21 protein-coding genes are annotated in these 26,008 nt (G+C 38.2%); 9 read left to right on the forward strand and 12 right to left on the reverse strand.

What is annotated here, in order from left to right:
• The first annotated feature begins 86 nt into the window (after window positions 1–86).
• The 5 genes from K6I41_RS11520 (at window position 87) to K6I41_RS11540 (ending at window position 7,345) form a co-directional block, all read left to right on the forward strand.
• Window positions 87–929, forward strand: a complete 843-nt coding sequence (locus tag K6I41_RS11520; RefSeq protein WP_009391028.1) for an IclR family transcriptional regulator — start codon at window positions 87–89, stop codon at window positions 927–929.
• A gap of 687 nt (window positions 930–1,616) precedes the next feature.
• A complete protein-coding gene (locus tag K6I41_RS11525) occupies window positions 1,617–3,830 on the forward strand; it encodes an iron-containing redox enzyme family protein (RefSeq protein WP_250374340.1) in 2,214 nt (737 codons plus the stop codon).
• Window positions 3,830–4,450, forward strand: a complete 621-nt coding sequence (locus K6I41_RS11530; protein WP_250374341.1) for a LysE family translocator — start codon at window positions 3,830–3,832, stop codon at window positions 4,448–4,450. The genes K6I41_RS11525 and K6I41_RS11530 overlap by 1 nt, the downstream gene beginning before the upstream one ends.
• On the forward strand, window positions 4,447–6,279 hold the full coding sequence (locus K6I41_RS11535) for a carbamoyltransferase family protein (RefSeq protein WP_250374342.1): 1,833 nt from the start codon (window positions 4,447–4,449) through the stop codon (window positions 6,277–6,279). Before K6I41_RS11530 ends, K6I41_RS11535 begins: the two co-directional genes overlap by 4 nt.
• Window positions 6,266–7,345 carry an SGNH/GDSL hydrolase family protein gene (locus tag K6I41_RS11540; RefSeq protein WP_250374343.1) on the forward strand — a complete coding sequence of 360 codons (1,080 nt, stop codon included), beginning with the start codon at window positions 6,266–6,268 and terminating at the stop codon, window positions 7,343–7,345. The genes K6I41_RS11535 and K6I41_RS11540 overlap by 14 nt, the downstream gene beginning before the upstream one ends.
• 211 nt (window positions 7,346–7,556) lie before the next feature.
• Here K6I41_RS11540 and K6I41_RS11545 read toward each other — a convergent pair whose 3' ends face one another.
• The gene (locus K6I41_RS11545) at window positions 7,557–8,528 is read right to left on the reverse strand and encodes an NAD(P)H-dependent flavin oxidoreductase (protein WP_250374344.1); all 972 of its coding nucleotides are present in this window, start codon (window positions 8,526–8,528) and stop codon (window positions 7,557–7,559) included.
• 229 nt (window positions 8,529–8,757) lie between these two features.
• On the opposite strand from K6I41_RS11545, the gene K6I41_RS11550 reads away from it, so the two are divergent.
• On the forward strand, window positions 8,758–9,567 hold the full coding sequence (locus K6I41_RS11550) for an enoyl-CoA hydratase (protein ID WP_111854952.1): 810 nt from the start codon (window positions 8,758–8,760) through the stop codon (window positions 9,565–9,567).
• Window positions 9,568–9,631: 64 nt separating this feature from the next.
• Here the strand turns inward: K6I41_RS11550 and K6I41_RS11555 are convergent, their stop codons facing one another.
• Together K6I41_RS11555 and K6I41_RS11560 are read right to left on the reverse strand one after the other, a co-directional pair.
• Window positions 9,632–10,477, reverse strand: coding sequence for an IclR family transcriptional regulator (locus K6I41_RS11555; RefSeq protein ID WP_250375783.1), 846 nt, complete (start codon window positions 10,475–10,477; stop codon window positions 9,632–9,634).
• Between the two features lie 187 nt (window positions 10,478–10,664).
• The gene (locus K6I41_RS11560) at window positions 10,665–11,882 is read right to left on the reverse strand and encodes a CaiB/BaiF CoA transferase family protein (RefSeq protein WP_250374345.1); all 1,218 of its coding nucleotides are present in this window, start codon (window positions 11,880–11,882) and stop codon (window positions 10,665–10,667) included.
• A 331-nt stretch (window positions 11,883–12,213) separates the two neighbouring features.
• Here K6I41_RS11560 and K6I41_RS11565 point away from each other — a divergent pair, with 331 nt between their 5' ends.
• Together K6I41_RS11565 and K6I41_RS11570 are read left to right on the forward strand one after the other, a co-directional pair.
• Window positions 12,214–13,365, forward strand: a complete 1,152-nt coding sequence (locus K6I41_RS11565; protein WP_250374346.1) for an acyl-CoA dehydrogenase family protein — start codon at window positions 12,214–12,216, stop codon at window positions 13,363–13,365.
• 61 nt (window positions 13,366–13,426) lie between these two features.
• Window positions 13,427–14,677, forward strand: a complete 1,251-nt coding sequence (locus K6I41_RS11570) for an MFS transporter (RefSeq protein ID WP_250374347.1) — start codon at window positions 13,427–13,429, stop codon at window positions 14,675–14,677.
• Between the two features lie 214 nt (window positions 14,678–14,891).
• Here K6I41_RS11570 and phnX read toward each other — a convergent pair whose 3' ends face one another.
• From phnX to pobA, 8 genes are all read right to left on the reverse strand, one after another.
• Complete coding sequence (gene phnX, locus K6I41_RS11575; RefSeq protein ID WP_250374348.1) at window positions 14,892–15,707, reverse strand: phosphonoacetaldehyde hydrolase; 816 nt, start codon at window positions 15,705–15,707, stop codon at window positions 14,892–14,894.
• 36 nt (window positions 15,708–15,743) lie between these two features.
• On the reverse strand, window positions 15,744–16,931 hold the full coding sequence (gene phnW / locus K6I41_RS11580) for a 2-aminoethylphosphonate--pyruvate transaminase (RefSeq protein ID WP_250374349.1): 1,188 nt from the start codon (window positions 16,929–16,931) through the stop codon (window positions 15,744–15,746).
• Window positions 16,932–16,957: 26 nt separating this feature from the next.
• A complete protein-coding gene (locus K6I41_RS11585; protein WP_250374350.1) occupies window positions 16,958–18,112 on the reverse strand; it encodes a TIGR03364 family FAD-dependent oxidoreductase in 1,155 nt (384 codons plus the stop codon).
• Window positions 18,113–18,213: 101 nt separating this feature from the next.
• Window positions 18,214–19,923 (reverse strand): putative 2-aminoethylphosphonate ABC transporter permease subunit, encoded by a 1,710-nt coding sequence (locus K6I41_RS11590; protein ID WP_250374351.1) that lies wholly within the window; start codon window positions 19,921–19,923, stop codon window positions 18,214–18,216.
• On the reverse strand, window positions 19,917–21,119 hold the full coding sequence (locus K6I41_RS11595; RefSeq protein ID WP_250374352.1) for an ABC transporter ATP-binding protein: 1,203 nt from the start codon (window positions 21,117–21,119) through the stop codon (window positions 19,917–19,919). The genes K6I41_RS11590 and K6I41_RS11595 overlap by 7 nt, the downstream gene beginning before the upstream one ends.
• A gap of 22 nt (window positions 21,120–21,141) precedes the next feature.
• Window positions 21,142–22,179 carry a putative 2-aminoethylphosphonate ABC transporter substrate-binding protein gene (locus K6I41_RS11600; protein ID WP_250374353.1) on the reverse strand — a complete coding sequence of 346 codons (1,038 nt, stop codon included), beginning with the start codon at window positions 22,177–22,179 and terminating at the stop codon, window positions 21,142–21,144.
• A 91-nt stretch (window positions 22,180–22,270) separates the two neighbouring features.
• Window positions 22,271–22,993 (reverse strand): UTRA domain-containing protein, encoded by a 723-nt coding sequence (locus tag K6I41_RS11605; RefSeq protein WP_192454780.1) that lies wholly within the window; start codon window positions 22,991–22,993, stop codon window positions 22,271–22,273.
• Window positions 22,994–23,168: 175 nt separating this feature from the next.
• Window positions 23,169–24,383 carry a 4-hydroxybenzoate 3-monooxygenase gene (gene pobA, locus K6I41_RS11610; protein WP_250374354.1) on the reverse strand — a complete coding sequence of 405 codons (1,215 nt, stop codon included), beginning with the start codon at window positions 24,381–24,383 and terminating at the stop codon, window positions 23,169–23,171.
• A gap of 141 nt (window positions 24,384–24,524) precedes the next feature.
• On the opposite strand from pobA, the gene pobR reads away from it, so the two are divergent.
• Window positions 24,525–25,340: an IclR family transcriptional regulator PobR gene (pobR, locus tag K6I41_RS11615; RefSeq protein ID WP_250374355.1), complete on the forward strand. Its 816-nt coding sequence runs from the start codon at window positions 24,525–24,527 to the stop codon at window positions 25,338–25,340.
• Window positions 25,341–25,397: 57 nt separating this feature from the next.
• On the opposite strand, the gene K6I41_RS11620 is transcribed toward pobR, so the two are convergent.
• Window positions 25,398–25,994 carry an NAD(P)H-dependent oxidoreductase gene (locus tag K6I41_RS11620; protein WP_250374356.1) on the reverse strand — a complete coding sequence of 199 codons (597 nt, stop codon included), beginning with the start codon at window positions 25,992–25,994 and terminating at the stop codon, window positions 25,398–25,400.
• Window positions 25,995–26,008: the final 14 nt, after the last annotated feature.

A 26,008-nucleotide genomic window follows, 5' to 3' on the forward strand; every position in this document is an offset into this window, starting at 1 on the left:
ACAACAGCGCAGTGATGAATGGATTTATTTTGCATAGCGAAATATAATGGCAAAACTATTTTGCTTTAATTATATTTGAGGATCGAATGTCTCAAAACACGGAAACTGAAAAACCAATAAATTTTGATGAGATACGTTTAGATCCTATTTCGCATATACATCGGGAAAATAACCCGCAATTTATTGCTTCTTTAGCGCGCGGTTTAGAACTTTTAAGATGCTTTTCTGCAAATAATCAGGTGCTAGGTAACCAAGAATTAGCAAAAATGACAGGTTTACCTAAACCGACCATTGCACGTATTACCAATACCCTTGTGTCATTAGGCTATTTAAAACAATTGCCTAACTCAACCAAATACACATTAGACATTGGTGTTTTATCTTTAGGATACGCAGCACTATCTAACATCTCGATTCGTAATATTGCTCATCAATATATGGAAGAGCTGAGTCAGTATGTTCAGGCCCCTGTGGCAATGGCAACGCGTGACCGATTAAATATGGTGTATATCGATGTTGTGCAAATTGAAACTGCATTAAATATGCGCCGTCCAATTGGTTCGACTTTACCACTGCATAGTAGTTCAATGGGGCGAGCATGCTTGGCTGCGACCCCTGAACGTGAACGCAACTTTCTACTTGATGCATTGAAACAAAAGAATCCCGAAAACTGGCCAGCTATAAAACGTTCTTTAGAACGAGCTTTCCGTGATTACCAAGATTATGGATATTGTTTGTCTTTAGGCGAGTGGCATAAAGAAGTAAACTCAGTAGCTGTACCTTTGGTTAGCTCTAAACACGGTCTTTATGTCTTTAACTGTGGTGCGCCAAGTTTTCATTTAAATCCGGAAAAACTTGAAGGTGAAATTGGACCACGTTTAATCCACATGGTGCACAATATTCAAGATGCCTTGAATGAAACGCACTAATGATGAATAAATTTATTCTATCGTCTTTATAGTATAAGCTTCTATAGTTTACTTTCCATGAGCTATCGAAATTTATAGTTATATGATGAGGCATAACCCAACTAAAATTAATAATTTGAGTTGGGTTTTTTATAAAATTAAATAGAACTAGGCTCTTTCCAAAACCAAAGCAGATTGAGTAATTATAAGAATTAATTAAATCTTATTTAATCGATTTATCTTCTATATAATTTTTTAGACTTTTTCAAAAACACACAACCACAAAAACACCCTTAATTCTTTAAATTTATTAATAACATTTACAAAGAAAATTAATTTAGTTAAATTTTTATCATTAAAAACAACTCCACTACAATGTGTTGTTAATAAAATTTAAAGAATACTTCCATAATAAAAAGCACACTTAAATTCAACTTAATATTTAATATAAATTAAAAATAAATCAAATACATTAACTTTATATAAAATATAAATATTCTATATAAATTACTTGCAATATTAAAAAAATAAAAGTATTTTGAGTAATCAAAAATCAACCCATATCATTACTAAAAGATTTATTCCTCAAGGAGACAGAATAAATATTTTTATTATTACAAAGTAAAACATTCAATAATCATTTCTTCATGTATTAGTTTGAAACATGGGGATTCTTAACAAATAAAGCTATTACATAGAGTATCTATAATGGTTAAACTTTATCAGGAAAAAATTAATAATACAGAACCTGCATTTCTTCCTATCCCAAGTACTATATTAAAAGATATACATCTTAAGGATCGCCAATGGTTTACTAAATTAGTCCATCTTGAGGAGGTTTATCCGTATCTAGGAATTATTTGGAAAAATTTATATTTTTTATTTTCAAAAGAAATTAAAACTAACCCTAACAACTTATCATATGCTCTTGCTGAAAGTCAGTTTACTACTGATAAAGATATACTAAAGCAACCAAGCGAATATATAAATATATTAAAAAACAAAGCTTATTATCAATTTTTTTATACTCAATTTAGTCCTTTATTTAAGACAATTGGTAGTTGGCTTACAGGTATCTCCTCTATTAATTATGCATGGAAAGAAGAAGGTGGAATACTACTTAAAATTCATGCAGACATGGTTGGGAATGGAAATATTTCTCATAGTTTATCCCATAAATTTGAGTTAGACGCCAGTACGGTAGACTTAATTTTCCCTGATGTATTTAATAATAGTTTTACACAAAATCTTAATATTCAAGATTATGCCTTTAATCTTCCAGTATTCTTACTTAGTATTTCCCAATTTCCTGAAAAACTATATCCAGAGTCTTTAGGTGTTAATTTGGCAATGGGTAGATACATAGATAACTTAAGTACAATTAATCAATATGATAAAAGTATTTTTAGCCATTTGAAACAGAAGGATTTTACTAGAAGGTCTATTTTAGCAATTAATCAATATATTAAAGATAATGATGCATTAGACAAGATTAATAATGGCTACAATACAACACTAAATATTATTAGAAAATTTGAAGATTCTATTTTTTCAGATTTAGTAGATCCTAAACAATTTAGTAATGATACAGCCATGTTATCTTTAATACAGAAGTTAGGAAAATATGGTCATGGATACCATAAACGTGGCAAGTTATCTGAAAAACCAATTGATGATTGGCTTATATCAGATAATTTTTCTCCGAAGCATCTTCTTAATGTATTAGCTTCTTCCAGATATGTATCACCTGGCCACCCCGAGAAAAGTACTTTTGTAAAACTTATCAAAAATCCTAAAGGTGCAATGTTTGGTGTATTTTCAGAACAAGACATTGACATAGTGGAAACATGGATTAGAGATTTAAACAATCAAGATACCGCTCAAAGTAATTTTTTTGCTAATAATTATAATAATAAAGATAATTCAACACCTATTAAAGATTTGGATAAACAAATAATAGAACAAGCAAATCTTAAAGCCTTAGATAAATATAGTAACTTCACTCTCCAAGAACTGTATCCATTATTTTTACATGCTGGATGTTATCCAGATGTACTACCTACAGCAAAACATTTTGCTCAAAATTGGCTTACAGCACATAAACAAGCTTTAAAACAAGAGGGACTACCATTTTATCCATATAGTCATGAACGACTAGATAACTGGCTAGATGTTCAACACTTACACCAGGTGAATAGTTATATTCCCTTAGAAGGAATACCAGAAGAAAGTCGAGAGGATATTATTAATGATGCCATAGGTTTAGCACCATTAACTCTAATTGATGGGGCATGGCTGCGTAATACCTCAATTCCTGCACGAGTCAATACATATATTGGAGCATTACAATACCGAACACTTCTTGATGAACTCGGAGGTGGAGATATAAATCTCCATCATGGAAATATCTATAAACAACTATTAAAAAGTATGGAAATAGATATTGGGAAATTTACTGATAAAAAATTTGCCACTTCTATCTTATTTAATGAAGAAAACCTCAAAGTTCCAACTTTTTGGCTGGCCATATCTTTATTTCCACATTCGTTTTTACCTGAGACTCTTGGTTTGAATCTAGCAATGGAGCTTTCTGGTGTGGGTGGAGAATATCGTCGATCGGGAGATATCCTAAGTTATTACGGTTTTAGCTCACTTTTCACCAGTCTTCACAACACTATCGACAATGTAGTAACAGGACATTCAGCTTGGGCTATAGATGCTATTAAGCATCACCTCGACAATATTTTTCAACAAGGTGGTGAACAAGCGAGAGAACAACACTGGGAACGTATATGGACAGGTTATCGTTCGCTTAACCATCCACCGAAAGACAATTGGTTCCGAAGCGGTATGAACCATCTTCTACATCGTACTCTCAAAAAAGCATTTAATGGAAAAGCACTTAATGAAAAGGATAAGTAATGAATTATAATTTTTTATCTTTTGTTCTCACAGCATTAGTAATTAATTTAGCACCCGGCCCTGCTATGTTTTATGTAATGAATCAATCATTAAAATATGGAGTAAAAGCAGGGTTAAAAGCAGCGGCAGGAGTTGAATTTGGCGTATTCTTCTATGTTTTGTTATCAGCATTTGGATTAATGTTTATCTTCCAACAAATTCCGTTGCTATACAAAATTATTCAATTCATTGGCGCTTTATATTTACTGTACTTAGCTTATGCATCTTGGCCCAAGCGTAAATCAGTAGAAAGTTCAAATGTTCTTTCACAAAACTCTACAGAATCAGGCCGCTACTCATTTAGCAAAGGTATGTTGATTAATCTATCTAATCCTAAGATAGGTCTATTCTTTGTTAGCTTATTACCACAATTTATACCTGCAGGCTCCCACCCAGCTTGGCTATATTTTCTCTTATATGGCCTAATTTTCAACTTCGGCGGTATCTGTATAAATATGACTGTTGGTGTGATGGCTCGCAAATTAAAGTCGATTATACAAAGAGCATCTTGGTTTGATTATATACCGCCCCTTCTATTCTTATCTATTGCTATTTTAACTATCACACGGGAGGGATTATGAGTTACATTCTAGGCATTTCCGCTTTTTATCATGATAGCGCTATTACCTTACTTAAAAATGGTGAGATTATATGTGCATTACAAGAAGAACGTTTTTCTCGCATTAAGCAAGACAATCGCTTTCCCCGCCAAGCATTACTTGCTTGTTTTAAGCAAGCTGGTATTACTCTTAAAGATATTTCTTATATTGCCTATTATGAAGATCCAGAAATCAAATTTGAACGTATATATACAACTTATAAAAAGAACTTTCCAAAAGGTGCATTAAGTTTTGCAAAACAATATAAACGTTTTATTGCTAAAAAAAATATTATTTCTCTCATAAAAAAAGAACTTACAGATATTTTTCAAGAAGATGTTTTACCTCCATTTTATATATGTCAACACCATCAGAGTCATGCTGCATCGGCGTTCTATCCCTCACCTTATGCTAATGCTGCTGTGCTATGTGTTGATGGTGTTGGAGAATGGTCAACAACTACAGCTTGGCATGGTTGTGGTACAGAGTTACGCTCTTTATTTGATATTCGTTTCCCACATTCTTTAGGACTTCTATATTCTGCCTTTACCTATTACTGCGGTTTCAAAGTGGATTCAGGTGAATATAAATTGATGGGACTTGCCCCCTATGGTACCCCACGCTATGTTGATATTATTTTAAAAAAACTAATAACAATCAATCAGGATGGCAGTTTTTACTTAAATCGTGAGTATTTTGATTATGAAGTCGGGAATCGGATGATCACCGATAAATTCGAAGTATTGTTTGGAGGAGCTGCCCGAGAACCTGAAAGTATTATTACAAATAAGGAAATGGATCTCGCTGCGTCAATACAAGTTGTTACTGAAGAAATTATGTTGATGCTAGCCAAAAAAATTAAGTCTCTTACTCAAGCTGAAAATCTTTGTCTGGCTGGCGGTGTTGCGCTTAACTGTGTAGCGAATGGCAAATTGCTACGTTCTGGTTTATTTAAGAATATTTTTGTTCAACCTGCATCTGGAGACTCAGGTGGATCTCTTGGAGCAGCATATCTATGCTACTACAAGCAAATGCAAGCAACTAGGAAAGTTGATGAGTTCAGTGACAATATGCAAGGTGCCTATCTTGGGAATGCCTATAAAAACTTTGAGATTCAAGAAGCCTTAAATCAATGGGGTGCTAAATATCAATATCTTGATGAGAATACATTACTACAAAAAACAGCAGAATTATTGGCAAATAATAAAGTAATTGGTTGGTTCCAAGGGAGAATGGAGTTTGGTCCTCGTGCATTGGGAGGACGTTCAATATTAGGAAATCCTCAATCTGAGACAATGCAAAGTGTTATGAACTTAAAGATTAAAAATCGTGAATCATTCCGTCCATTTGCACCTGCTGTACTAGCAGAAGCTGCAGAACAATGGTTTGACCTCAATTGTTCTTCTCCTTATATGCTCATAGTCGCTCCCATACATACCAATAAACGCAGAACAGTTAAGAATGAACAAAATTACTCCGGTATAGAGAAGTTAAAACTTACCCGTTCTGAGATTCCAGCTGTAACTCATGTTGATTTTTCAGCTAGGATTCAAACTGTAGATGGAAAACATAATTATCGCTTTAAACAATTGATAAGTAAGTTTTCTACAATTACAGGTTGCCCAATATTAATCAATACTTCGTTTAATGTCCGAGGGGAACCTATCGTTGAGAGCCCAACTGATGCATATCGTTGCTTTATGCGAACAGAAATGGATGGTTTGGTTATTGGTGACTTTCTTTTAATAAAAACTGAGCAACCTGAATGGCAAGAAAAAACCGATTGGAGAAAAGAATATGCGCTTGACTAATAAACCTATACTTGACCATAAACAAGCCGTTCAAGAAGTCTATCGTTGGACTCCACAAATTCGTGATTATGATAACTTTATGCACATAGGAGCCAGATGGGTCCCCTATACAATGTATTTTCATGAAAAAAACTTTCGCTCTGAAACAGTTAACACTGATTCATTAGGGTTTCGCTATAGCCTTTTAAATGGGAATCGTTTTTCTGTCGCTGAGCGTCCGTCAAATGGCCGTGTAAACTTATTGGTAGGTGGATCCACTGCATTAGGTGTTGGAGCTACTTGTGATGAAAATACAGTTGCATCGCGTTTGAGCGAGATTACTGGAGAACGATGGTTGACTTTCGCAGGCCGTGGCTATAATGCAACTCAAGAACTACTTTTATACTTAATGAATCAAGAACAAGTTGGAGAGATTGGTCATGTGGTCGTTTTTAGTGGTATGAATACCCTTGCTCTAGAAGGTATCCCAGATGAGTTTGCAAGTGAATATGGGCGCTATTATTATTCTTTCGAATTTCAGCATTACATGAATAAATTTAATGAGGATATGAAACGCAAAAAAGATTCTTTTGATACAGCAAATGGAGATTCATTTTTTCAACGTTGCAAAAAAGCATTTTCCAAAAGTAATCCAGCAGATGAGATTATTACAGATGCAGGTGTTTCATTAGATGACCGATTAATTCGTGCAGCAGATGCAATCACAATTGCTTTGCAGCAATGGAAACTGTTACTGGCAGCTCATGGAGCAACTCTAACATTTATTCTCCAACCATTATCACATTGGTGTCGAGATTTTCTTACTCCAGAGGAAGATGCTGTATTTCATGCTATAGAAAGTTGTCCAAATAATTTCTATCGATTATTCAGTGGGGTTTTGGGTAAAGAAGTTCACATCCCATTCTTTTCTCATATCCAGAATAGAGCTAATGGTATACCTTGTTTTGATATGAATGCACTATTAAGAGATTCTCCAGCTTTTAACGACACGATTTTTGTTGATCGTGTGCATTTTAATGATCTTGGTAATGACCAATTGGCCCAAATTATTTCAGCAAAACTATAAAATTATTTAAAAAGGAGAAAAAAATGAGAATCATCAAAAGTATTTTAAGTCTTTTTAAACGTAAGAAAAAGAAAAAAGGAGGTTCTATCTATCCATTACGTTAAAATAAACTTTATAAACTAAAAAAATAGCTAATCGAATTTATAAAATAATGCCCATTGAATTTATAAAATGGGCATTTTAACAATCCTAATTAAAATAAATAAAAATCCTATAAAAGCCCTAATAATCGACCACGAATAATGTCTTCTGCATCTTTAACAATTCGGCTAACCAGTTCATCGCATGTCGGAATATCATGAATCAAGCTTGCGACTAAACCGCATGACCATGCACCCGCATTAACATCGCCATCAATCATGACTTTTGGATAGACGCCAGCAACTTCTTCAATAATATCTTCAAATTTAATGTTATCGCCTAGCGCTTTTTCTTTTGCTACGATTTTTTCTACGGCCGCATTATTCATGACACGTTCTGTGTTTCGCAAAGCACGCATAATTAACCACGTATCTCGTTCGGTGGCATTCAAAATCGCCTGTTTCACATTTGCATGTACGGGAGCTTCCTGAGTCGCAATAAAGCGCGTTCCCATGTTAATTCCATCTGCTCCCATCGCTAAAGCAGCGGCGAGTGAGCGCCCATCTGCCATACCACCTGAAGCAACAAACGGGATTTCTAATGCATCGGCTGCTAAAGGCAATAAAATCATATTTGGTACATCATCCTCACCGGGGTGACCACCACACTCGAAACCATCTACAGAAACCGCATCGCACCCAATTTGCTGAGCTTTTAAGCTATGTCGAACCGAAGTACATTTGTGAATTACTTTAATGCCAGCAGCCTTTAAATATGGCATGACTTGTTCAGGATTACGCCCCGCTGTTTCTACAACCTTGACTCCACCTTTAATGATTGCTTCTACAAAACCCGGATAATCAGGGGTATTTACCGTAGGTAAAAAGGTTAAATTTACCCCAAAAGGCTTGTCGGTCATTTCCCGGCAACGTGCAATTTCTTTTGCCAGATTTTCAGGTGTACGCTGAGTTAAGCCAGTAATAATGCCTAACCCACCCGCGTTAGAAACCGCAGCAGCCAGCTCTGCAAAACCAACATAATGCATACCACCTTGAATAATTGGATGCTCGATTTCAAATAATTCTGTAATTTTGGTCTTCATATTATTTCCACTCACCGTTCTATAACTAGCTTCTCATTTCCTTAGCAGAGCTAGATGCTTATTTACGCATAAATTCTGTAATCATTTAATTGATTTAATGTTAAAATTTCACAATACAAAATTTTATACCACAATACAAAACAAAATAATTGATATCGGAATTGTTTTTCGATAGCATTCTTTTAATGAGTTTATTTTTTAGACGGAAAGTTATTTAAAGGAATGAATAATGCAGCAGGACAATAAAACCCAAAGCGAGCTTAAAACAGGCACAATTCAACAACATTTAGATAGAAATATACTAACGCTCACCATGAGCAATCCCACTAAAAAGAATGCAATTAATTATGAAATGTATACATCCCTAAGTCAGGCATTAAATCAAGCCGCAACTAATCAAAATGTTCATGTCGTTGTGCTTGCTGGTGAAGGTTCTTCGTTTACCAGTGGTAATGATGTCAATGCATTTGAAAAACGCGACGCATCAAGTTCAGAACCACCCGCTTCGATTGTTTTCTTAAAAAGCTTAGCAACGTTTCCAAAACCAATTATTGCTAAAGTAAATGGTGTAGCAATTGGTATTGGCAGTACTATGCTTCTACATTGTGACCTTGTATATGCAAGCCAAAACTCTATTTTCCAATTCCCCTTTGTGAATTTGGGGCTTGTACCTGAAGCGGGTTCAAGTTACATCTTGCCAAGACTATTGGGCTTTGCTCGCGCTTCGGAACTTATTTTACTCGGTGAAAAATTTTCGGCAGACCAAGCAAAGAATTATGGTCTGGTCAATGAAATATTTGAGGCAAATGAGCTGGATCAGGTGGTTGAAGATATCGCAATCAAACTCGCCCACAAGCCAAGCCAAGCCTTACAGCTGAGTAAAAAGTTACTAAGAGATATGCCAATCGATGATCTACTCAATCGTATTGATCATGAGTCGACTATTTTTTCACACTGTTTACAAGGTTCCGAGTTTAAAGAAGCATTAAGTGCTTTCAAAGAAAAACGGAAACCAAACTTTCACAACCAAACAGTCTAGATACACCTACTAAAAAGCCAGCATTGAAAATCAAAGCTGGCTTTTATAAGTAAATCAGATTGGTTTAGCTAATCTCAGTACGAATATTATTCACCATGTGTAAAAGACGCGGTGCAATATCTTCTTCGAGTTTTTCACGGTTCATAATAAAACTTGGGCCGCCACAGTTGAACACCAGCAAACCATGTTGTCCATGAATCAGTGGAACTGCAACTGAATTGACATCTTTATGCCATTCGCCGATTGAAAAACAGTATCCAAAATCTTGATAGTCTTTAAATGCCTTATCTAAATCACGGTTAATTTTGATCCAGTCTTCTTTGTGCTTGCTACGAATGGCATCAAGTAAAAACTCTCGTTCATCTTCAGGCATTGCAGCTAAACAGGCACGTCCCATCGAACTTAAATGGATCGGTAAATAGGTTCCAACTTGACGGCGCATGGTCATATTGCCTTTACCTTGTACCACATCAAGGTAAATCATATTCAGTCGATCACGTGTTGCCATTGCAACAGCAGCGCCCGCATAGTCTGCCAAATTTTTCATATATGGATGAGCAATAGAGCGAATCGACACGTTAGACAGCATGGAATAACCAAATGCAAGAACACCCACTGAAAGCTGGAATTTGCTTGAGTTAGGTACTTGTTTGATATAACCCAAACGCGACAAGGTATGTGTAAGGCGAGTAATGGTTGGTTTTGGCAAACCTGTCATTTGAGCAAGTTCTTGGTTGCCCAAATGCTGATGCTTAGGCGTAAAACAACGTAATAGCTCTAAACCACGTGCTAATGCAGTAATAAATTGGCGATCATTTTCATCCTGCATGTCTTCAATCGGATGTAATAATTCATGCCTTAATGGCGCTAATAATTTTTCTGTCGGTTCTGCATCAACTGCATCATTCATTGTCATACCAATCCATATTTTGTTTCGCACTGCGAAAATTATAATCTATTTTTTCTATAAATAGCAAAAGAGCAAACATCCGAGTCTGCATCTAAAAGATAACCTCATTTAACTCATTAAAGCGAAAGATTAAATATTTTATTTTCTGATTTTAAATATAATTTTAACCTTCCGCTTTTTAAATCAATTACCCAATTACGCCCTTTTCTTTGAGCTCGGCTAACTTGTCTGAAGAAACCACTCGACCTAAAACCACCTGCGTATGTTCACCCAACAACGGAGGAGCTGTTTTGTATTCAACTGGCGTTCTAGAAAGTTTGATTGGTGAGCCAATTACCTTCAACTTTTCACGTTGAGGATGGTTCATCTCGACTAACATTTCTCGGGCAATGACTTGTGGCTCTTGAAAAGCTTGTTCCAAGTTATTAATCACACCGACCGGAACTTTAGCCGCATAGATAGAATCTACCCATTCATCTGCTGTTTTTGTTAAAAAGTGAGTTTGTAAAATTCCGATAATTTCATCGCGATGCTTAATTCGGTCTGCATTTCGGGCAAAGCGAGCATCATTTGGTAAATCGGGTAAACCTATACTTCGACAGAGTTGTATAAACTGAGTGTCATTTCCACACGCGATAATAAAATCACGGTCAGAAGCTTTGAACACTTGATAAGGCACAATATTAGCGTGTGCATTGCCATAACGCTTAGGGATATTTCCTGATGAAAGATAGTTCATTCCCTGATTTGCCATTGTAGCAATTTGAACATCAAGCAAAGCCATATCAATGTATTGACCTAAACCTGTCACATGGCGGTTGAGTAAAGCAGCCTGTATGGCAATCGTAGAATAAAGTCCCGTGGCTAAATCGGAAAATGCGACCCCTACTTTTTGTGGTCCACCACTAGGCAAATCATCACGCTCACCTGTAACTGACATTAGTCCGCCCATGCCCTGAATAATAAAGTCATAACCGGGCTCTTCTGCTCTTGGGCCATTTTGACCAAAACCTGTAATTGAGCAATAAACCAGTTTAGGGTTAATCTCAGATAAAGACTCATAGTCCAAACCGTACTTTTTCAAAGAACCCGCTTTGTAGTTTTCAATCACGACATCGGTGTCTTGAATAAGGGCTTTAATCAATTCTTGGCCATCAGGACTCGCAATGTCGATAGCAACGGATAGTTTATTGCGGTTAGTGGACTGATAATAAGCAGCTTCTTGAGTATCTTGGCCTGAGTCATCTTTCATCCAAGGTGGCCCCCAAGAACGGGTGTCATCACCGACTTTCGGTCGTTCAATCTTGATTACTTCTGCGCCTAAATCGGCAAGAATCTGTCCACACCAAGGCCCAGCCAATACCCGACTTAAGTCAAGTACCCGAATTCCATTTAAAGCACCCATCTTCATCCCACTATATTTTGTGACTTATTTCCTATAGGAAAACTTATCCATTTAAAATTTCGCATAGCGATATATATTTTTAATATACACACCTCTTTTTAAAAATCAAACTTTAATTTTCCACTAAAAATAATGATTTTTTATAAGAAAATATAGCTTAAATAAATCAATAAATTAGCCAAATATAAATCAACAACAAAGTATCGCATTGCGAAATTAATTTTCAAAATATATTGTTTTGCGTTCATCCTTTGATTACTATCGCTTCAAATATTGGTGATTTTACGAACATCACATTGATGTTTTCTGCATGTAGTAAAAGGACGAGACTATGATTCGAGATCAGGAAACCTTAGATCAACTTGTTGATATGATTCGACAATTTGTTGAAGGTGTATTAATTCCTCATGAGAATGAAGTCGCTGAAACGGATGAAATTCCTCAAGATATTGTTGAGCAAATGAAAGCTCTCGGTTTATTTGGTTTAACCATTCCTGAAGAGTACGAAGGTCTTGGACTAACAATGGAAGAAGAGGTCTATGTGGCTTTTGAGTTAGGTCGTACCTCTCCTGCATTTCGCTCTCTCATTGGAACCAATAATGGCATTGGTTCAAGTGGCCTAATTATTGATGGGACCGAAGCACAAAAATCATTTTTCTTACCACGTTTAGCACGTGGTGAAGTGATCAGTTCTTTTTGCTTAACCGAACCAGATGCAGGTTCTGATGCTGCATCTTTAAAAACCAGCGCGGTAAAAGATGGAGACTTTTACATTTTAAATGGTACTAAACGCTTTATTACCAACGCTCCTCATGCTGGCGTATTTACAGTTATGGCTCGTACAAGCTTTGATATTAAAGGCGCTGGCGGTATTTCTGCGTTTATTGTCGATAGCCAAACTCCGGGCATTTTTCTTGGCAAACGCGATAAAAAAATGGGGCAAAAAGGCGCCCATACTTGTGACGTTATTTTTGAAAATTGTCGCATTCCAGCTTCAGCGCTCATTGGAGGTATTGAAGGTGTTGGTTTTAAAACTGCTATGAAAGTGCTGGATAAAGGCCGTTTGCATATTGCTGCTTTGAGTGTCGGTGCAGCAACACGAATGCTAGATGATTCTTTACATTACGCTATCGAACGTAAGCAATTTGGACAACCAATTGCAGAATTTCAACTCATCCAAGCCATGCTAGCTGACTCGAAAGCTGAAATTTATGCGGCCAAATGTATGGTCTTAGACGCTGCACACCTACGTGATGCAGGACAAAACGTTAGTACTGAAGCCTCATGCGCAAAAATGTTTGCAACCGAAATGTGTGGCCGCGTTGCTGATCGCTGCGTACAAATTCATGGCGGTGCGGGTTACATCAGTGAATATGCCATCGAACGTTTTTATCGAGATGTTCGTTTGTTCCGTCTCTATGAAGGGACTACTCAAATTCAACAAGTGATTATTGCCCGAAATATGATTCGCGCTGCGTCTTAATCAAATTTAAAGCACTTCAAAACGACTTGAAGTGCTTTTTATCAAATGTAGGTAATGGATTATGGCTACAAATTACAAAGAAGGTCTTTCTCGTATACAACCTCATACGTGGAAAATAGCTTTTATTTTTGCATTTCTAGCACTATTGGTAGATGGAGCAGATTTGATGCTGCTGTCTTATAGCTTAAATAGTATTAAGGCAGATTTTGGATTAAGTTCAGTACAAGCAGGTATGCTTGGCAGTTTTACATTGGCAGGTATGGCTGTTGGTGGAATTTTTGGGGGATGGGCGTGCGATAAATTTGGTCGTGTACGCATTGTTGTTATTTCTATTTTAATTTTCTCACTCCTCACCTGTGGCTTAGGTTTTACCCAGAGCTTTCTTCAATTTGGTATTTTAAGATTTTTTGCATCACTGGGTTTGGGTTCTCTTTATATTGCCTGTAATACGCTCATGGCCGAATATGTACCAACACGTTTCCGTACAACTGTACTCGGCACGCTACAAGCTGGCTGGACCGTAGGCTATATTGTTGCGACTTTGCTTGCAGGTTGGATTATTCCTGATCATGGCTGGCGCATGCTGTTTTATGTTGCGATTATTCCCGTTGTTATTGCTGTGCTCATGCATATTCTTGTACCAGAACCAGAAGCATGGCAAAAGTCTCGACTAAAACAACCTGTTGTGGCTCAGAATGCTCAAAAAACCTCGGCATTTAAGCTTATTTTCCAAGATAAACGAAACCGTAATATGTTTATCCTATGGGCGTTAACAGCAGGCTTTTTACAGTTTGGCTACTATGGTGTAAATAACTGGATGCCGTCATACCTTGAAAGTGAACTGGGCATGAAGTTTAAAGAAATGACTGCCTATATGGTAGGTACATATACCGCCATGATTTTAGGTAAAGTTCTTGCGGGCATGATGGCTGATAAATTAGGGCGTCGTTTTACCTATGCTTTTGGTGCAATTGGTACTGCTATTTTCCTACCACTCATCGTTTTTTATAACTCACCAAGCAACATTCTATATTTATTGGTCACCTTTGGTTTCCTCTACGGCATCCCTTATGGCGTAAATGCAACTTATATGACAGAAAGCTTTGCGACAGCCATCCGTGGTACAGCCATTGGTGGAGCTTATAATGTCGGACGTTTGGGCGCTGCATTAGCCCCTGCAACGATTGGATTCTTAGCCTCTGGCGGGTCTATTGGTTTAGGTTTTGTCGTCATGGGTGCTGCCTACCTGATTTGTGGTGTGATGCCCGCCCTATTCATTAAAGAAAAATTATATGACCCTCAAAAGTCATAAAAAGATCTATCACATAGGTCATAGACCTATATGGTTGATAGTTCTAATCATTTAAACAAGTGTTTTAGATGGTTAGCAGGAAATAAGGAATCTACTCATTAAAGTTACTCCTTATTTCCATATATGTAGAGTTTATTACTCTTCATTTTAATTTTTTAGGTAAGCTTAGCTCCCAAGGGAGCTAAGCTTAAAAATATATAGACCTAGACTTGGTTTAAGGTCGTTCCCCTTGCCCTAAACGGCGTTCAATATCATCTAAAACATTTGGCAAGTCAGCGACACTATCAATCACATAGTGAGCGCCCGACGCATTCATTTTTTGGTATGCCTTATCTTTTAGAATAATCTGTTCATCAGCCGATAATGCACTCCACTCTTCAAAGCTTAAACCGACTTCGTTACCGCTAATCGCAAGCCCTACCGTCCAGCATCCTGCGTTTAAACCTTCATCAATCCCCACCACAGTATCATCTACTTTTACAACAGTTTTGATATCAGATACATCAAGTTGAATTAAGTTTTTCCATAGCATTTCAGGATATGGACGGCCAAATTTCACGTCGCTGGCAGTAACGATACAGTCTGGACGGTAGCCTTGATCGGCAGCATCTCTAATCAATCGTCCAATCATCATGGATGCATAACCAGTGTTACTACCAATTTTTGCGCCACGCTTTTTAATATTTTCAAAAGTCGCCAATGCACCCGGAATTAAAGCCGAGCATGTTGGAATCGAATCTAATTGATAAGGAATAAAGTCCTTATATAAACGGTCAATATCTGCTTCTGTTGCCGCTTGACCATAAACTTCCTGCCATGCGGCAGCTACGCGCGGCATTTTTAAAACAGCGGCAATATGGTCACGTTTTTCTAAACCCATTGGAGCACGCGCTTCTTCAACCGTAATTTCAACTTTATTGTCTTTAAATAACGCCATAAAAGCTAAAATTGGTGCACGTGAACCAAAATCTACAGTTGTCCCTGCCCAGTCAAAAACAACAGCCTGAATTTGTGTATTGTTGGTCGTCATGGTGTATTTCCTTTAATTCAAATATTTTAATAAAAGTTATGCTGTTACAGCTTGATTTAGATCGCTTTTGTAGTAACTCTCAATCGCAGCAAGAAGCCCTTCAATGTCATGAATATAAACTTCGCCAATATTGCCAATACGGAAGCAGTTAAGATCTGTGACTTTGCCCGGATAAATTACGTAGCCTGATTTTTTCAGGGTTTCATAAAATGACTGGAAGCTAAATGTTTCAACTGTCGGGTAAAGGAATGTGGTAATAATTGGTGATTGCGGTGCTTGATTACCTAATACCAATTCAAAGCCCAGTTGTTGCATACCTTTAGATAAGGTTTGCTGGTTTTGTAAATAACGTTGATAACGTGCAGCTACTCCGCCCTCTGTCTCAAGCTCAAGCAATGCTTGATAAAATGCACGTACCACATGGGTTGGCGAGGTAAAACGCCATTTACCGTTATGCTGTTCCATGGTATGCCACTGGTCATACAAATCGAGGCTAACTGAACGAGCTAAACCTTTACATGCCTTTAGGCAATCACGCTTCGCCAAAATAAAACCAAAGCCCGGAACACCTTGAATACATTTATTTGCACTTGAAATTAGAAAATCAATTTCAAGCTCAGCCATATCCATTGGTACACCGCCAAATGAACTCATCGCATCTACAATCCAGCTTTTTCCTGCTGCTTTCACTAAACGACCAATGTCTTGAATCGGGTTTAAAATTCCTGTGGTGGTTTCACAGTGCACACAAGCGACATGGCTAATGGTTTGATCTTGTAAAACACGCTCAATTTCTTGTAAATCTGGTGTTTGGGTTTCTAAATAGTTCAGTTCTACAACTTCAATATTTAGGCAACGTGCCATTTGCACCATACGTGCACCATATGCGCCATTATTAATAATTAAGATTTTGCCATCACGCGGAATAGCTGACCCAAGTACAGACTCCACAGCAAAACTTCCACTGCCTTGCATTAACACAGCCGTATATTTTTCAGGTTGGCTGGTCGCCAAGTTGACCAGTCGATTACGAATATCCTGTACCAGCAAGTTATATTCTTGGTCCCAAGTACACCAGTCTTTTTGCATGGCACGGCGTACTGTTGTCGATGTTGATAATGGTCCTGGGGTAAGAAGCAAATACTTGTTTTCTAAATCCATATCGAGTTGGGGTTGCATGTTCATAATGTTGCTCATTTCTTTCGTGTTAATTTCAATATACATCAATCTGGTTTAAACCAGATGACAAATTAGTAAATATTTTGTTCTAATATTTCTTTCATAAATCCGGCCCCTGTGGTCATGCCTTTACCGGCAATCGCACTCACCAGAAAGATGTTTTTTTCAGCTTCAGTGACACAGGCCAACTCATGTTCATGGGTCAGGTAATAACCATTCCAACGTTTTTGAATTGGCGGTAAATTCAGGCCTAATTTTTCGTGGCAATACGTTTGAATAAACTCATTAATCTCTTCACGCTGCTCAAACTGAGGCGCTTCATTAATCGAATGATATTCGTGGCTATCACCTACGATGAGTTCACCAAATTCGTTTTGTTTAATCAGAATATGAATACCGAATTCTTTAATGAAACCTTGTTGTGACGCTTTAACCAACTCCGCATGACTTGGGCAAATTTCAAAAGCTGGATAACGTGAAATAGATAAGCCTGAATAAAGAGAAGCATTTAATTTTTGGTGAAACCGTTGAGTCAGGGCCATTTGTAAGCCACAGCGTTTCAGATTCAAGCTTTGTAAGAGATCTGGATATAAAACATCGATGATTTCACCGTGGCAGATCAAAACTTTATTTGCCCGATATGCCTCGCCACTTGCCAAGCGAACCTGACAAATTTCATGCTGATATTGGGTTTGAACGACACAAGCATTGGTATAAATCTTTACGCCTTTTCTTTCGGCATATGCCAATAGTCGCTGCCCAACCACATGCGGTTCGACCGAATAGTCTTCTTCAAAAACTAAGCCGCCTTGAAACTGCTGCGCGGGGTTTAAATAAGAAAATTGGGTGACCAGTTCCTCATGCTTTAGCAAATGAACTGGAATTTGATAGTTATTTGCACGCTCGGCAAACTCATTTAAAACCTGCCATTCAAGTGCAGTGTTTGCGAGATAAATACCTTGGCTTTGAGCAAACGAAATATCGTTTTCAGCTTGAATACGCTGATAAAAAGAACGCGTTTCAAGCGCGTACTTTCGCCACTGTTGCTCTGGATGGGTTAATGTCGAAGTTCCGACCATGCCGAAATTACGACGAGTTGCCCCCACAGGCTTGGCATTTTTCTCGAAGATACAAACTTTTAAGCCTTTTTCTTGCGCTTGTATGGCAGCGGATAGACCTAAAATACCGGCTCCGACAACAATTAGATCAAACTGTTCGTTATTCATAAGACTTCCAATTTGCGAAATTTAGGATGAACAGACCCTTGCCTTGTTGAACAAAGCATTTCGTTTCAGTCGGTTAAATAAAAATTGTGTTTAGCTAAAACTTAATGAGCGCTTTCGCGCCATTGCTGACTTCTTGCCATAATTTTTCGGGTAAATAACCAATGAATGAGTTTTACAACACATGAAGTGGTCAAAATCAAAATACTCATCGCAACAGCAGCAACCGTGTCTCCCGCATCATCCATATTTAAAACAGCTACCGCAGCTAAACTGGTGTCTGGTGAATAGAGGAAAATGGCAGCCGACACAGTGGTCATGGCATTGACAAAAACATAGACCGACACATCGCATAGCGCTGGAAAGCACATAGGCAAATACACTTTCCAAAAAGTTTTCCACTTCGATGTTCCTAGAGTTTCTGCTGCCTGATCGAGTTGTAGCGGAATTTGTTTAATGGCATTGGTTAAAGTGAGGTGTGGCACAGTGTAATAATGCACAATGGTTGAAATCACCAAAATGGTCATGGTTCCATACAGCACATTTAACGGGTTGCTTTGCTGGTTAAAAAACAAAATGTAGGCAATACCTAGAACTAGCCCCGGTACAGCAAGGGGTAATAAAACTAAAGCTTGCACATAATTTTTAATGACAGGATGTGCTTTAAAACGTTCGGTTAATAGCGCCACCATAAAAATGAGTGCCGTTCCAAAAACCGTACTAAAGAGTGCCATGCGAACCGAGTTAAAGTACGCAGCCCAACCGCCGCCATCGACATATTCAAAACTATAATGTGCTAAGGTTAAAGACAAATCATAAGGCCAAGACTGAATAAATGAAGCTAACACAGCCGTTAAGATAATGAGTAAAATCGCACTTGAAACCAAACCACAAAATAGGCTCAGAACGACTTCAAGTTTTTTATTCGATGTTGAGATATAAGGTTTAGCCTGAAAAGCTTGAAAACGTGCATGACGCTTACTTTGTATGCGATCGAAAATGAATACAAAAACTGCTGGTAGCAATAACAAGATGGAAATGACCGCACCCATGCTCATGTTCTGCTGACCAATAATCTGTTTATAGACATCAAGCGCCATCATGTTAAATGAACCGCCAATGACTTTTGGAATCCCAAAATCGGTCAGTACATAAATAAAAGCCACTAAACTTGCGCTGATGAGTCCATAGCGAATTGCAGGTAGCGTGACATGGTAATGTGTCTTCCAGATATTTTTGCCGAGCGACAAAGATGCTTCAATTAAACGCTGATCGACGCTGCGAAAAGACACCATCATCAACATCAAAATTGCTGGAAATAGCCAAAAACAGTAACTGATTAAAATACCGATTGGGCCATAAATTTGTATATCGGCCAGTAAAGGTTTTAATACACCTTGCTTACCAAACAAGTAAACCAGTGCCAAAGAGGGCAAAAGTGACGGCGCTAAAATGGGTAAAAAAGCGACCACTTTAAAGAAGCCTTTGCCTTTCATATTGACGTTGGTAAGTGCAAAAGCATAAATACTGGCAAGCAACACTGTAATGACAGTGGCAGCACAAGCAACCCACACCGAGTTAAATACAGAGCTGAGTAAAGCTGGACTTGAAAAATAGTTATAAAAATTTTCAAGGCCAACAAATTTTTGATTTTCATCAAAAAATGCAGTTTCAAATAGCATCATTAAAGGAGCGATAATCGCTAAAGTCAAAGCAATTGCGACGCTAGCCAAAGCAATATTTGATCTTAATGAATAGTCAGTTTTCCGACGCGGCTGTGTTTTTAAAACCGCTGAAGCAGCTTCATTTAACATAGTGCGTATCCTTGTTCGTCAAAGACATGAATGAGCTGATTAGGCACTTTTATAAACATGAGTTCTTGCAAAGATTTGAACTTGGTATTTTCAATTTCAATTTGCAAAAGGTGTTTTGCCTGCTCAATTCCATCGATATGAATAGTGCAAAACAAACGACGTTTTGCGCCTAAAAATTCAGTGCTTATTACTTTAACTGGCAAATACAACGACTCTTTATCACTACCAAAATCATCAACCAACTCGACAGCTTCGGGTCTAAAACCAATGCTGAAGTTTTGCCCTGCTTTAAGTTTTTGCTGCTCCAAATTTAAAGGAATAAAACCTAAAACCTCGAGCTGATTGGTGACTGAACAAGTAGCTTTTAAAAAGTTCATAGTGCCAATAAACTTTGCAACGAATTGGGTTTGAGGCTTGTAGTAAATATTGTGCGGCGTATCAATTTGTTCAATGACACCATGATTCATGACAACCACACGGTCAGAAATGCTTAAAGCTTCTTCTTGATCGTGTGTGACCATAATGGTTGGCAAATTAAGCTGTGATTGAATTGAGCGAATCTTTTGTCTTAAGTTCAGACGTACCTGAGCATCGAGTGCAGACAAGGGTTCATCGAGCAGTAAAATATCAGGATTCGGTGCAATTGCCCGAGCAAGCGCAACACGTTGCTGCTGCCCGCCCGACAATTGATTCGGATATTTCTTAGCAATATCGGGTAATTCAATGAGTTCTAATAACTGTTGAACCCTTTGGCTACGCTGTGCCTTATCCCACTTTTTTTTGTCTAAGCCAAATGCAATATTTTCTTCTACATTTAAGTTTGGAAATAACGCATAGTTCTGAAATACAATGCCACAGTGGCGCTTTTCAGCACTCAACAAGGTAATGTCTGTGCCCTTTTTTATGACTTTTCCATAATCAGGTTTTTCTAGACCCGCAATAATGCGTAGCAATGTGGTTTTACCACAACCTGAAGGCCCCAAAAAGCTTACAAACTCGCCAGCTTTAAGGTTTAAATTAATATGACTTAGGGCCTGAAAATGTTGGAACTTCTTTTGGATATCCACCACTTCTAAAACCGAAGGGCCATGTTCAGGATATTTATAAGTCGTTAATGTCGACAATAAATGCCCTGCTAACTCGCCCTTTTGGTTTTGACCCAGCAGCGATGATTGCAATGACGAAGGAATTTGCATAATGAGGCCCTTATCCAAAAGATCACTTTTCAAAACGCTTTGACCATTCAGCCAAAATACGTTCACGCTGCTCGGCCGCCCAATAAAAATCATTTTTTACGAGCATTTGGGGAAGGTTTTTCGGGAAGTCCATAGTGGTATTTTCAATGCCTTTATAGGCCACCATTGAAAAGTTATGAGCATAGGCTTCGTTTGCCGCTTTGCTTACCGACCAATTTATAAATTTCTGCGCACTATTTAATTTCTTGGTTCCTTTCACAATTGCTGAGGCTTCCATTTCCCAGCCTAAACCTTCAATTGGATAAACCACTTCTAAAGGTGTACCCTCTGCTTTTAATTTAAAGGCTGGATAACCGAAAGAAATTCCAATTGGGATTTCGCCCTGTGCAGCCATCTTGCAAGGTTTTGAACCCGAATGAGGATATTGTGAAATGTTTTTATCTAAAGCCTGCATATAGTGCCATGCCTGCTTTTCACCCCAGATCTGCATCCAAGCTGTCACATCTAAATACCCTGTGCCACTTGAGGCTGGGTTTGGCATGACAATCAGATTTTTATAAATCGGGTTGGTTAAATCTTTCCAAGTTTTTGGAATAGGTAATTTACGTTTTTCTAGTTCAACTTTATTGACACAAATTGCAGATTCCCATGCATCCATACCCGTCCAAGTCGGTACAGTTTTTTGGCTGACAAATTCTGGTTTTAAATTTTGGATGCCTTCTGGTTTAAAAGGCTCAAGCATGTCTTTCTTTTCCATGACCAGCAAACTGGTTAAAGCCACACCAAAAACTACATCCGCTTGAGGATTTTTCTGCTCTGCCAAAAGTTTAGCGGTAATCACACCTGTTGAATCACGTACCCATTTTACTTTGAGTTCAGGATAGGCTTTATGTAATTCCTCTTGGTATTGCTTAAGCTGGTCGGCTTCCACTGCCGTATAGACTGTAATTTCTTCTGATTGTTTTGATGTTGCTGATGAACATCCCATTTGAATAGCGACCACCACACCTAAAACTGATGCAGTGCCGAGTTTAATTGTCTGTTGAACATACTGTTTCATCTGCAAACCATCGAATGCAATTATTTGATGATTGTATTTCAACAGCTTTATATGACAGTTTGATTAATCTGGTTTAAACCAGATTGTATTTTTATGCTCGAGCTTCGAAGTGCAAATCTAGAACGTCGTGTAGCCAATATTCCTGGTCAACATCGGTAATCACGCCTTTTTCATTTCTGTTGCTACGACAAATATATAAACCGAGTGCGCCCGTATTTACATGCAATGCTTTAGCCTGTTGGTCAGATAAAGCTGTTGGATACAGGTTAATATCGGCTCTTGTGATATGGCAGTTATATTGATTTGCCATAAGTAAAGTAATGGATTGCTTGAGATCATGAGTTAAAAACTCAGGAAAAAGCTCAGCATTCACACGTAAATGTTCAACCAAAACAGGTCGTCCATTAATGCAACGACGTCGCCAAACTGAATAAATCGGATGCCCTTTTTCAACTTTTAAATGCTTGGCATCCCAAGAAGTGGCTTGTGTCAGTTCACTCGAAATCACTTCGGTCGAAGGTTCATAGCCTTGTTCAATCACAAACTGGTTAAAGTTTTTTGTCGATTGTGGGTGGTAAATAATACGAGGAGAACGAACATACCAACCACGGCGGTCCAAGCGATAAATCAAACCATCAGTTTCCAAAGCCAGTAAAGCTTCACGTGCAGCCACTCGAGTGGTTTGGAATTGTTCCGAAAGCACTCTTTCTGATGGGAGTTTTGCGTGGGCTTCTAATACACCAGATTCAATATCATGGGCAATTGCATCGCGGATAGGAATATATTTAGGTATGCGTGCTTGGTCCTGTTCCATACAAACTTAGAATTTATAAATAAAGAAATTAATAGCAATATACTGAAAAAATGTGACAAAAGCTTTTATTAATGCTGATCTTTTAAGCAAAACAATCTCTTAAACTATTACGTCCCACTTAAGTTTTTATATAAAAAAAGGACATTTTCATGCCCTTTTTATTTTTAACTAACCTTTAACTTGCGTGCTTAAAACTATCAATTTGCTTAATCTCATAAGGCAAACCGACATAGTTTTCAGCCAATGTGGTTTTACCCGCAATTGAGCCAAGTACATAACTTAACTCGGCTTGTTTAATTTTATGATCAAACTCACTTTCAGTTTCAAAGCGATGTAATAAATGAGTCATCCACCAAGAAAAACGCTCTGCTTTCCATACCCTTTGCAGGCATTTCTCTGAATATTCATCAATCCCTTGCTCGGAACCTTCGACATAATATTCAACAAGCGCACTTGATAAATAAGCGATATCAGAGGCAGCGAGATTTAGGCCTTTTGCTCCTGTCGGTGGAACAATATGCGCAGCATCACCTGCTAAAAATAATTTTCCAAAGCGCATTGGTTCGGTCACAAAGCTTCGTAACGGCGCAATACTTTTTTCAATAGAGGCCCCAGTTACTAGCTTTTCACGGCTTTCAGGATCTAGGCGATTTTTCAACTCATCCCAAAACTTTTCATCTGACCAGTCCTCTACGTGATCGGTTAGAGGGACTTGTAAATAATAACGGCTACGCGTTTCAGAACGCATACTGCATAAAGCAAATCCACGCTCTGACTGTACATAAATGAGTTCATCAGCTACAGGTGGAACATCTGCCAATACCCCTAACCAGCCAAACGGATAAACTTTTTCAAAGGTCTTAATTTTATCTTCTGGCACGCTGGCACGGCAGACACCGTGGTAGCCATCACACCCTGCTATAAAGTCACACTGAATTTGAAAAGATTTACCTTGGTACTCAAACTCAACTTTTGGTGCAGTGTAAAAATCTTTCACTTGTACATTTTGAGCTTCATAAAATGAAGTGAGCTGCTCCGCTTCACGCGCAGTCATTAAATCTTTGGTGACTTCGGTCTGACCGTATACGGTTACTTGTTTTCCACCCGTGAGTGCGGCTAAATCAACTCGATGCAATTCACCATTGGTTAAGATTTCAATGCCCGAATGCGGTAATCCTTTTTCTTTTAAGTTTTGGTCAACGCCTGCTTGTTTCAGTAAGTCGACTGAAACTTGCTCTAAAATTCCTGCACGAATCCGTGAAGCCACATATTCAGCACTACGTTGCTCAACAATAATATGGTCGATACCAGCTTTATATAGAAGTTGCCCAAGCAATAACCCTGCTGGTCCAGAACCAATAATTGCAACCTGTGTCTTTAAAATGTCCATAACTTCATCCTTGTTTCATCCTGACTTTTAAATTACTGGCTTTAAGTTTTGTGCACTATGTATCCAAGACGAAAATAACCGTTTATCATTTAGTTTGTCCGAATAGCGGACAGAAACAACCAAAATAACAGGAATGAAAGGATGCCTTCTCTCGATGCTTTTTTAGAGCACCCAAACTCGCATGAGAAAATTCGTCAAGAAGACTATATTGCAGGATTAGCAAAAGGCTTGGCTTTACTGGAAGCTTTTGGAACAGATCGACAACGGCTTAACGTCACTCAAGTGGCTGAGCGAACTGGTATTAGTCGTACCGCGGCAAGGCGGTATTTGAAAACTTTAAAATACTTAGGCTATTTAGAGACAGACGAACATTACTTTTGGCTCACTCATCGTGTGCTGCGCTTTTCGAGTTCTTATTTAAGCTCTGCCCACCTGCCTAAAGTTGCTCAATCCTTTTTAAATCTTTTGTGTGCGCAGACGTCTCTGACTTTTTCGATTGTAGTTTTGGATGATAACGAAGTCGTGCCGATTGCCCGTAGTTATTTACCGCAGCAAGATAATTTGCGCGTTAGTCCTTATGGCATGCATTTAGGAAACCGACTCCCTGCCCATGCCACGTCTACAGGTAAAGTATTGCTGGCAGCACTGCCCGAAGAAGCGCAGCACACATGGGTAAAAACTTATGGTTTAAAGCGCTTAACCCCTTTTACCATTGTAGATGAGTCAAAGTTTTTTGAAGTGCTTAAGGACATTACGTTATCGGATTATTGCCTTTCCAAAGAAGAACATGAGCTTGGCGTAATTGCGATTGCAGTTCCTGTATTTAACGCGCAAGGTCAAGCCATAGCGGCACTTAACTGCATGTCTCAAACTAACCGTGTACAAGAAGATTATTTGGTTCAGCAAATTTTGCCATTGCTACGCAACACGGCAAATGAACTTAGAAATGTGATTTAAATAGACTTAGAAACTCTTGTCTTCTAATCATGAATACAAGAGTTTCAGCTCATGATTTTAAATGGCGAATTCTTTGACTTGCTGATTTGCCAAATCTAAAGCATTGCTGCGATAAGCTTGCATATCTAAGCCTTCTGCATAAATAAATTCAACGCCATGAATACCCATTAGTCCTAACACCGCTTTGAGATAAGGCGTGACTGCCTCAGTTTCTTGGCCGACATGAATGCCGCCCCGACTACTTACGATCACAGCTTTTACCCCTTCAACCAACCCTTGAGGATAAGTTTCGGTGTAGCGGAATGTTTGTCTTGCTCTTGCCACCAAATCAAACCAGTTTTTGAGTTGAGTCGGGACATTTAAGTTGTACATGGGTGCGCCAATAATGAGTAAATCAGCACTTTTTAGTTCAGCAATTAATTCATCAGACAAAGCGACGATTTGTTTAATGTCTTGATTGTTATTTTCAGCCCCACGCAGCGCTTGGAAAATTTCCAAATCTAATATAGGCAGATTCATTTCCGCTAAATTGCGTATGGTGATGTCATCTTGCAAACCTTGGCCTTTACGGTGCTCAAGCATGACATCGATTAGGCGATTGGTCTGTGAACCCTCACCCATAATGCTGGATTTTAATACCAATATTTTAGCCATGACCATCTCCACAT

The sequence above is a fragment of the Acinetobacter sp. AS23 genome, from assembly GCF_023612055.1.
Taxonomy (GTDB): domain Bacteria; phylum Pseudomonadota; class Gammaproteobacteria; order Pseudomonadales; family Moraxellaceae; genus Acinetobacter; species Acinetobacter oleivorans.

Bases quoted from the DNA above. Each gene is read 5' to 3' on its own strand.
- K6I41_RS11520 (WP_009391028.1), top strand. From the start codon at position 87: ATGTCTCAAAACACGGAAACTGAAAAACCAATAAATTTTGATGAGATA.
- K6I41_RS11525 (WP_250374340.1), top strand. From the start codon at position 1,617: ATGGTTAAACTTTATCAGGAAAAAATTAATAATACAGAACCTGCATTT.
- K6I41_RS11530 (WP_250374341.1), top strand. From the start codon at position 3,830: ATGAATTATAATTTTTTATCTTTTGTTCTCACAGCATTAGTAATTAAT.
- K6I41_RS11535 (WP_250374342.1), top strand. From the start codon at position 4,447: ATGAGTTACATTCTAGGCATTTCCGCTTTTTATCATGATAGCGCTATT.
- K6I41_RS11540 (WP_250374343.1), top strand. From the start codon at position 6,266: ATGCGCTTGACTAATAAACCTATACTTGACCATAAACAAGCCGTTCAA.
- K6I41_RS11545 (WP_250374344.1), bottom strand. From the start codon at position 8,528: ATGAAGACCAAAATTACAGAATTATTTGAAATCGAGCATCCAATTATT.
- K6I41_RS11550 (WP_111854952.1), top strand. From the start codon at position 8,758: ATGCAGCAGGACAATAAAACCCAAAGCGAGCTTAAAACAGGCACAATT.
- K6I41_RS11555 (WP_250375783.1), bottom strand. From the start codon at position 10,477: ATGAATGATGCAGTTGATGCAGAACCGACAGAAAAATTATTAGCGCCA.
- K6I41_RS11560 (WP_250374345.1), bottom strand. From the start codon at position 11,882: ATGGGTGCTTTAAATGGAATTCGGGTACTTGACTTAAGTCGGGTATTG.
- K6I41_RS11565 (WP_250374346.1), top strand. From the start codon at position 12,214: ATGATTCGAGATCAGGAAACCTTAGATCAACTTGTTGATATGATTCGA.
- K6I41_RS11570 (WP_250374347.1), top strand. From the start codon at position 13,427: ATGGCTACAAATTACAAAGAAGGTCTTTCTCGTATACAACCTCATACG.
- phnX (WP_250374348.1), bottom strand. From the start codon at position 15,707: ATGACGACCAACAATACACAAATTCAGGCTGTTGTTTTTGACTGGGCA.
- phnW (WP_250374349.1), bottom strand. From the start codon at position 16,931: ATGTATATTGAAATTAACACGAAAGAAATGAGCAACATTATGAACATG.
- K6I41_RS11585 (WP_250374350.1), bottom strand. From the start codon at position 18,112: ATGAATAACGAACAGTTTGATCTAATTGTTGTCGGAGCCGGTATTTTA.
- K6I41_RS11590 (WP_250374351.1), bottom strand. From the start codon at position 19,923: ATGTTAAATGAAGCTGCTTCAGCGGTTTTAAAAACACAGCCGCGTCGG.
- K6I41_RS11595 (WP_250374352.1), bottom strand. From the start codon at position 21,119: ATGCAAATTCCTTCGTCATTGCAATCATCGCTGCTGGGTCAAAACCAA.
- K6I41_RS11600 (WP_250374353.1), bottom strand. From the start codon at position 22,179: ATGAAACAGTATGTTCAACAGACAATTAAACTCGGCACTGCATCAGTT.
- K6I41_RS11605 (WP_192454780.1), bottom strand. From the start codon at position 22,993: ATGGAACAGGACCAAGCACGCATACCTAAATATATTCCTATCCGCGAT.
- pobA (WP_250374354.1), bottom strand. From the start codon at position 24,383: ATGGACATTTTAAAGACACAGGTTGCAATTATTGGTTCTGGACCAGCA.
- pobR (WP_250374355.1), top strand. From the start codon at position 24,525: ATGCCTTCTCTCGATGCTTTTTTAGAGCACCCAAACTCGCATGAGAAA.
- K6I41_RS11620 (WP_250374356.1), bottom strand. From the start codon at position 25,994: ATGGCTAAAATATTGGTATTAAAATCCAGCATTATGGGTGAGGGTTCA.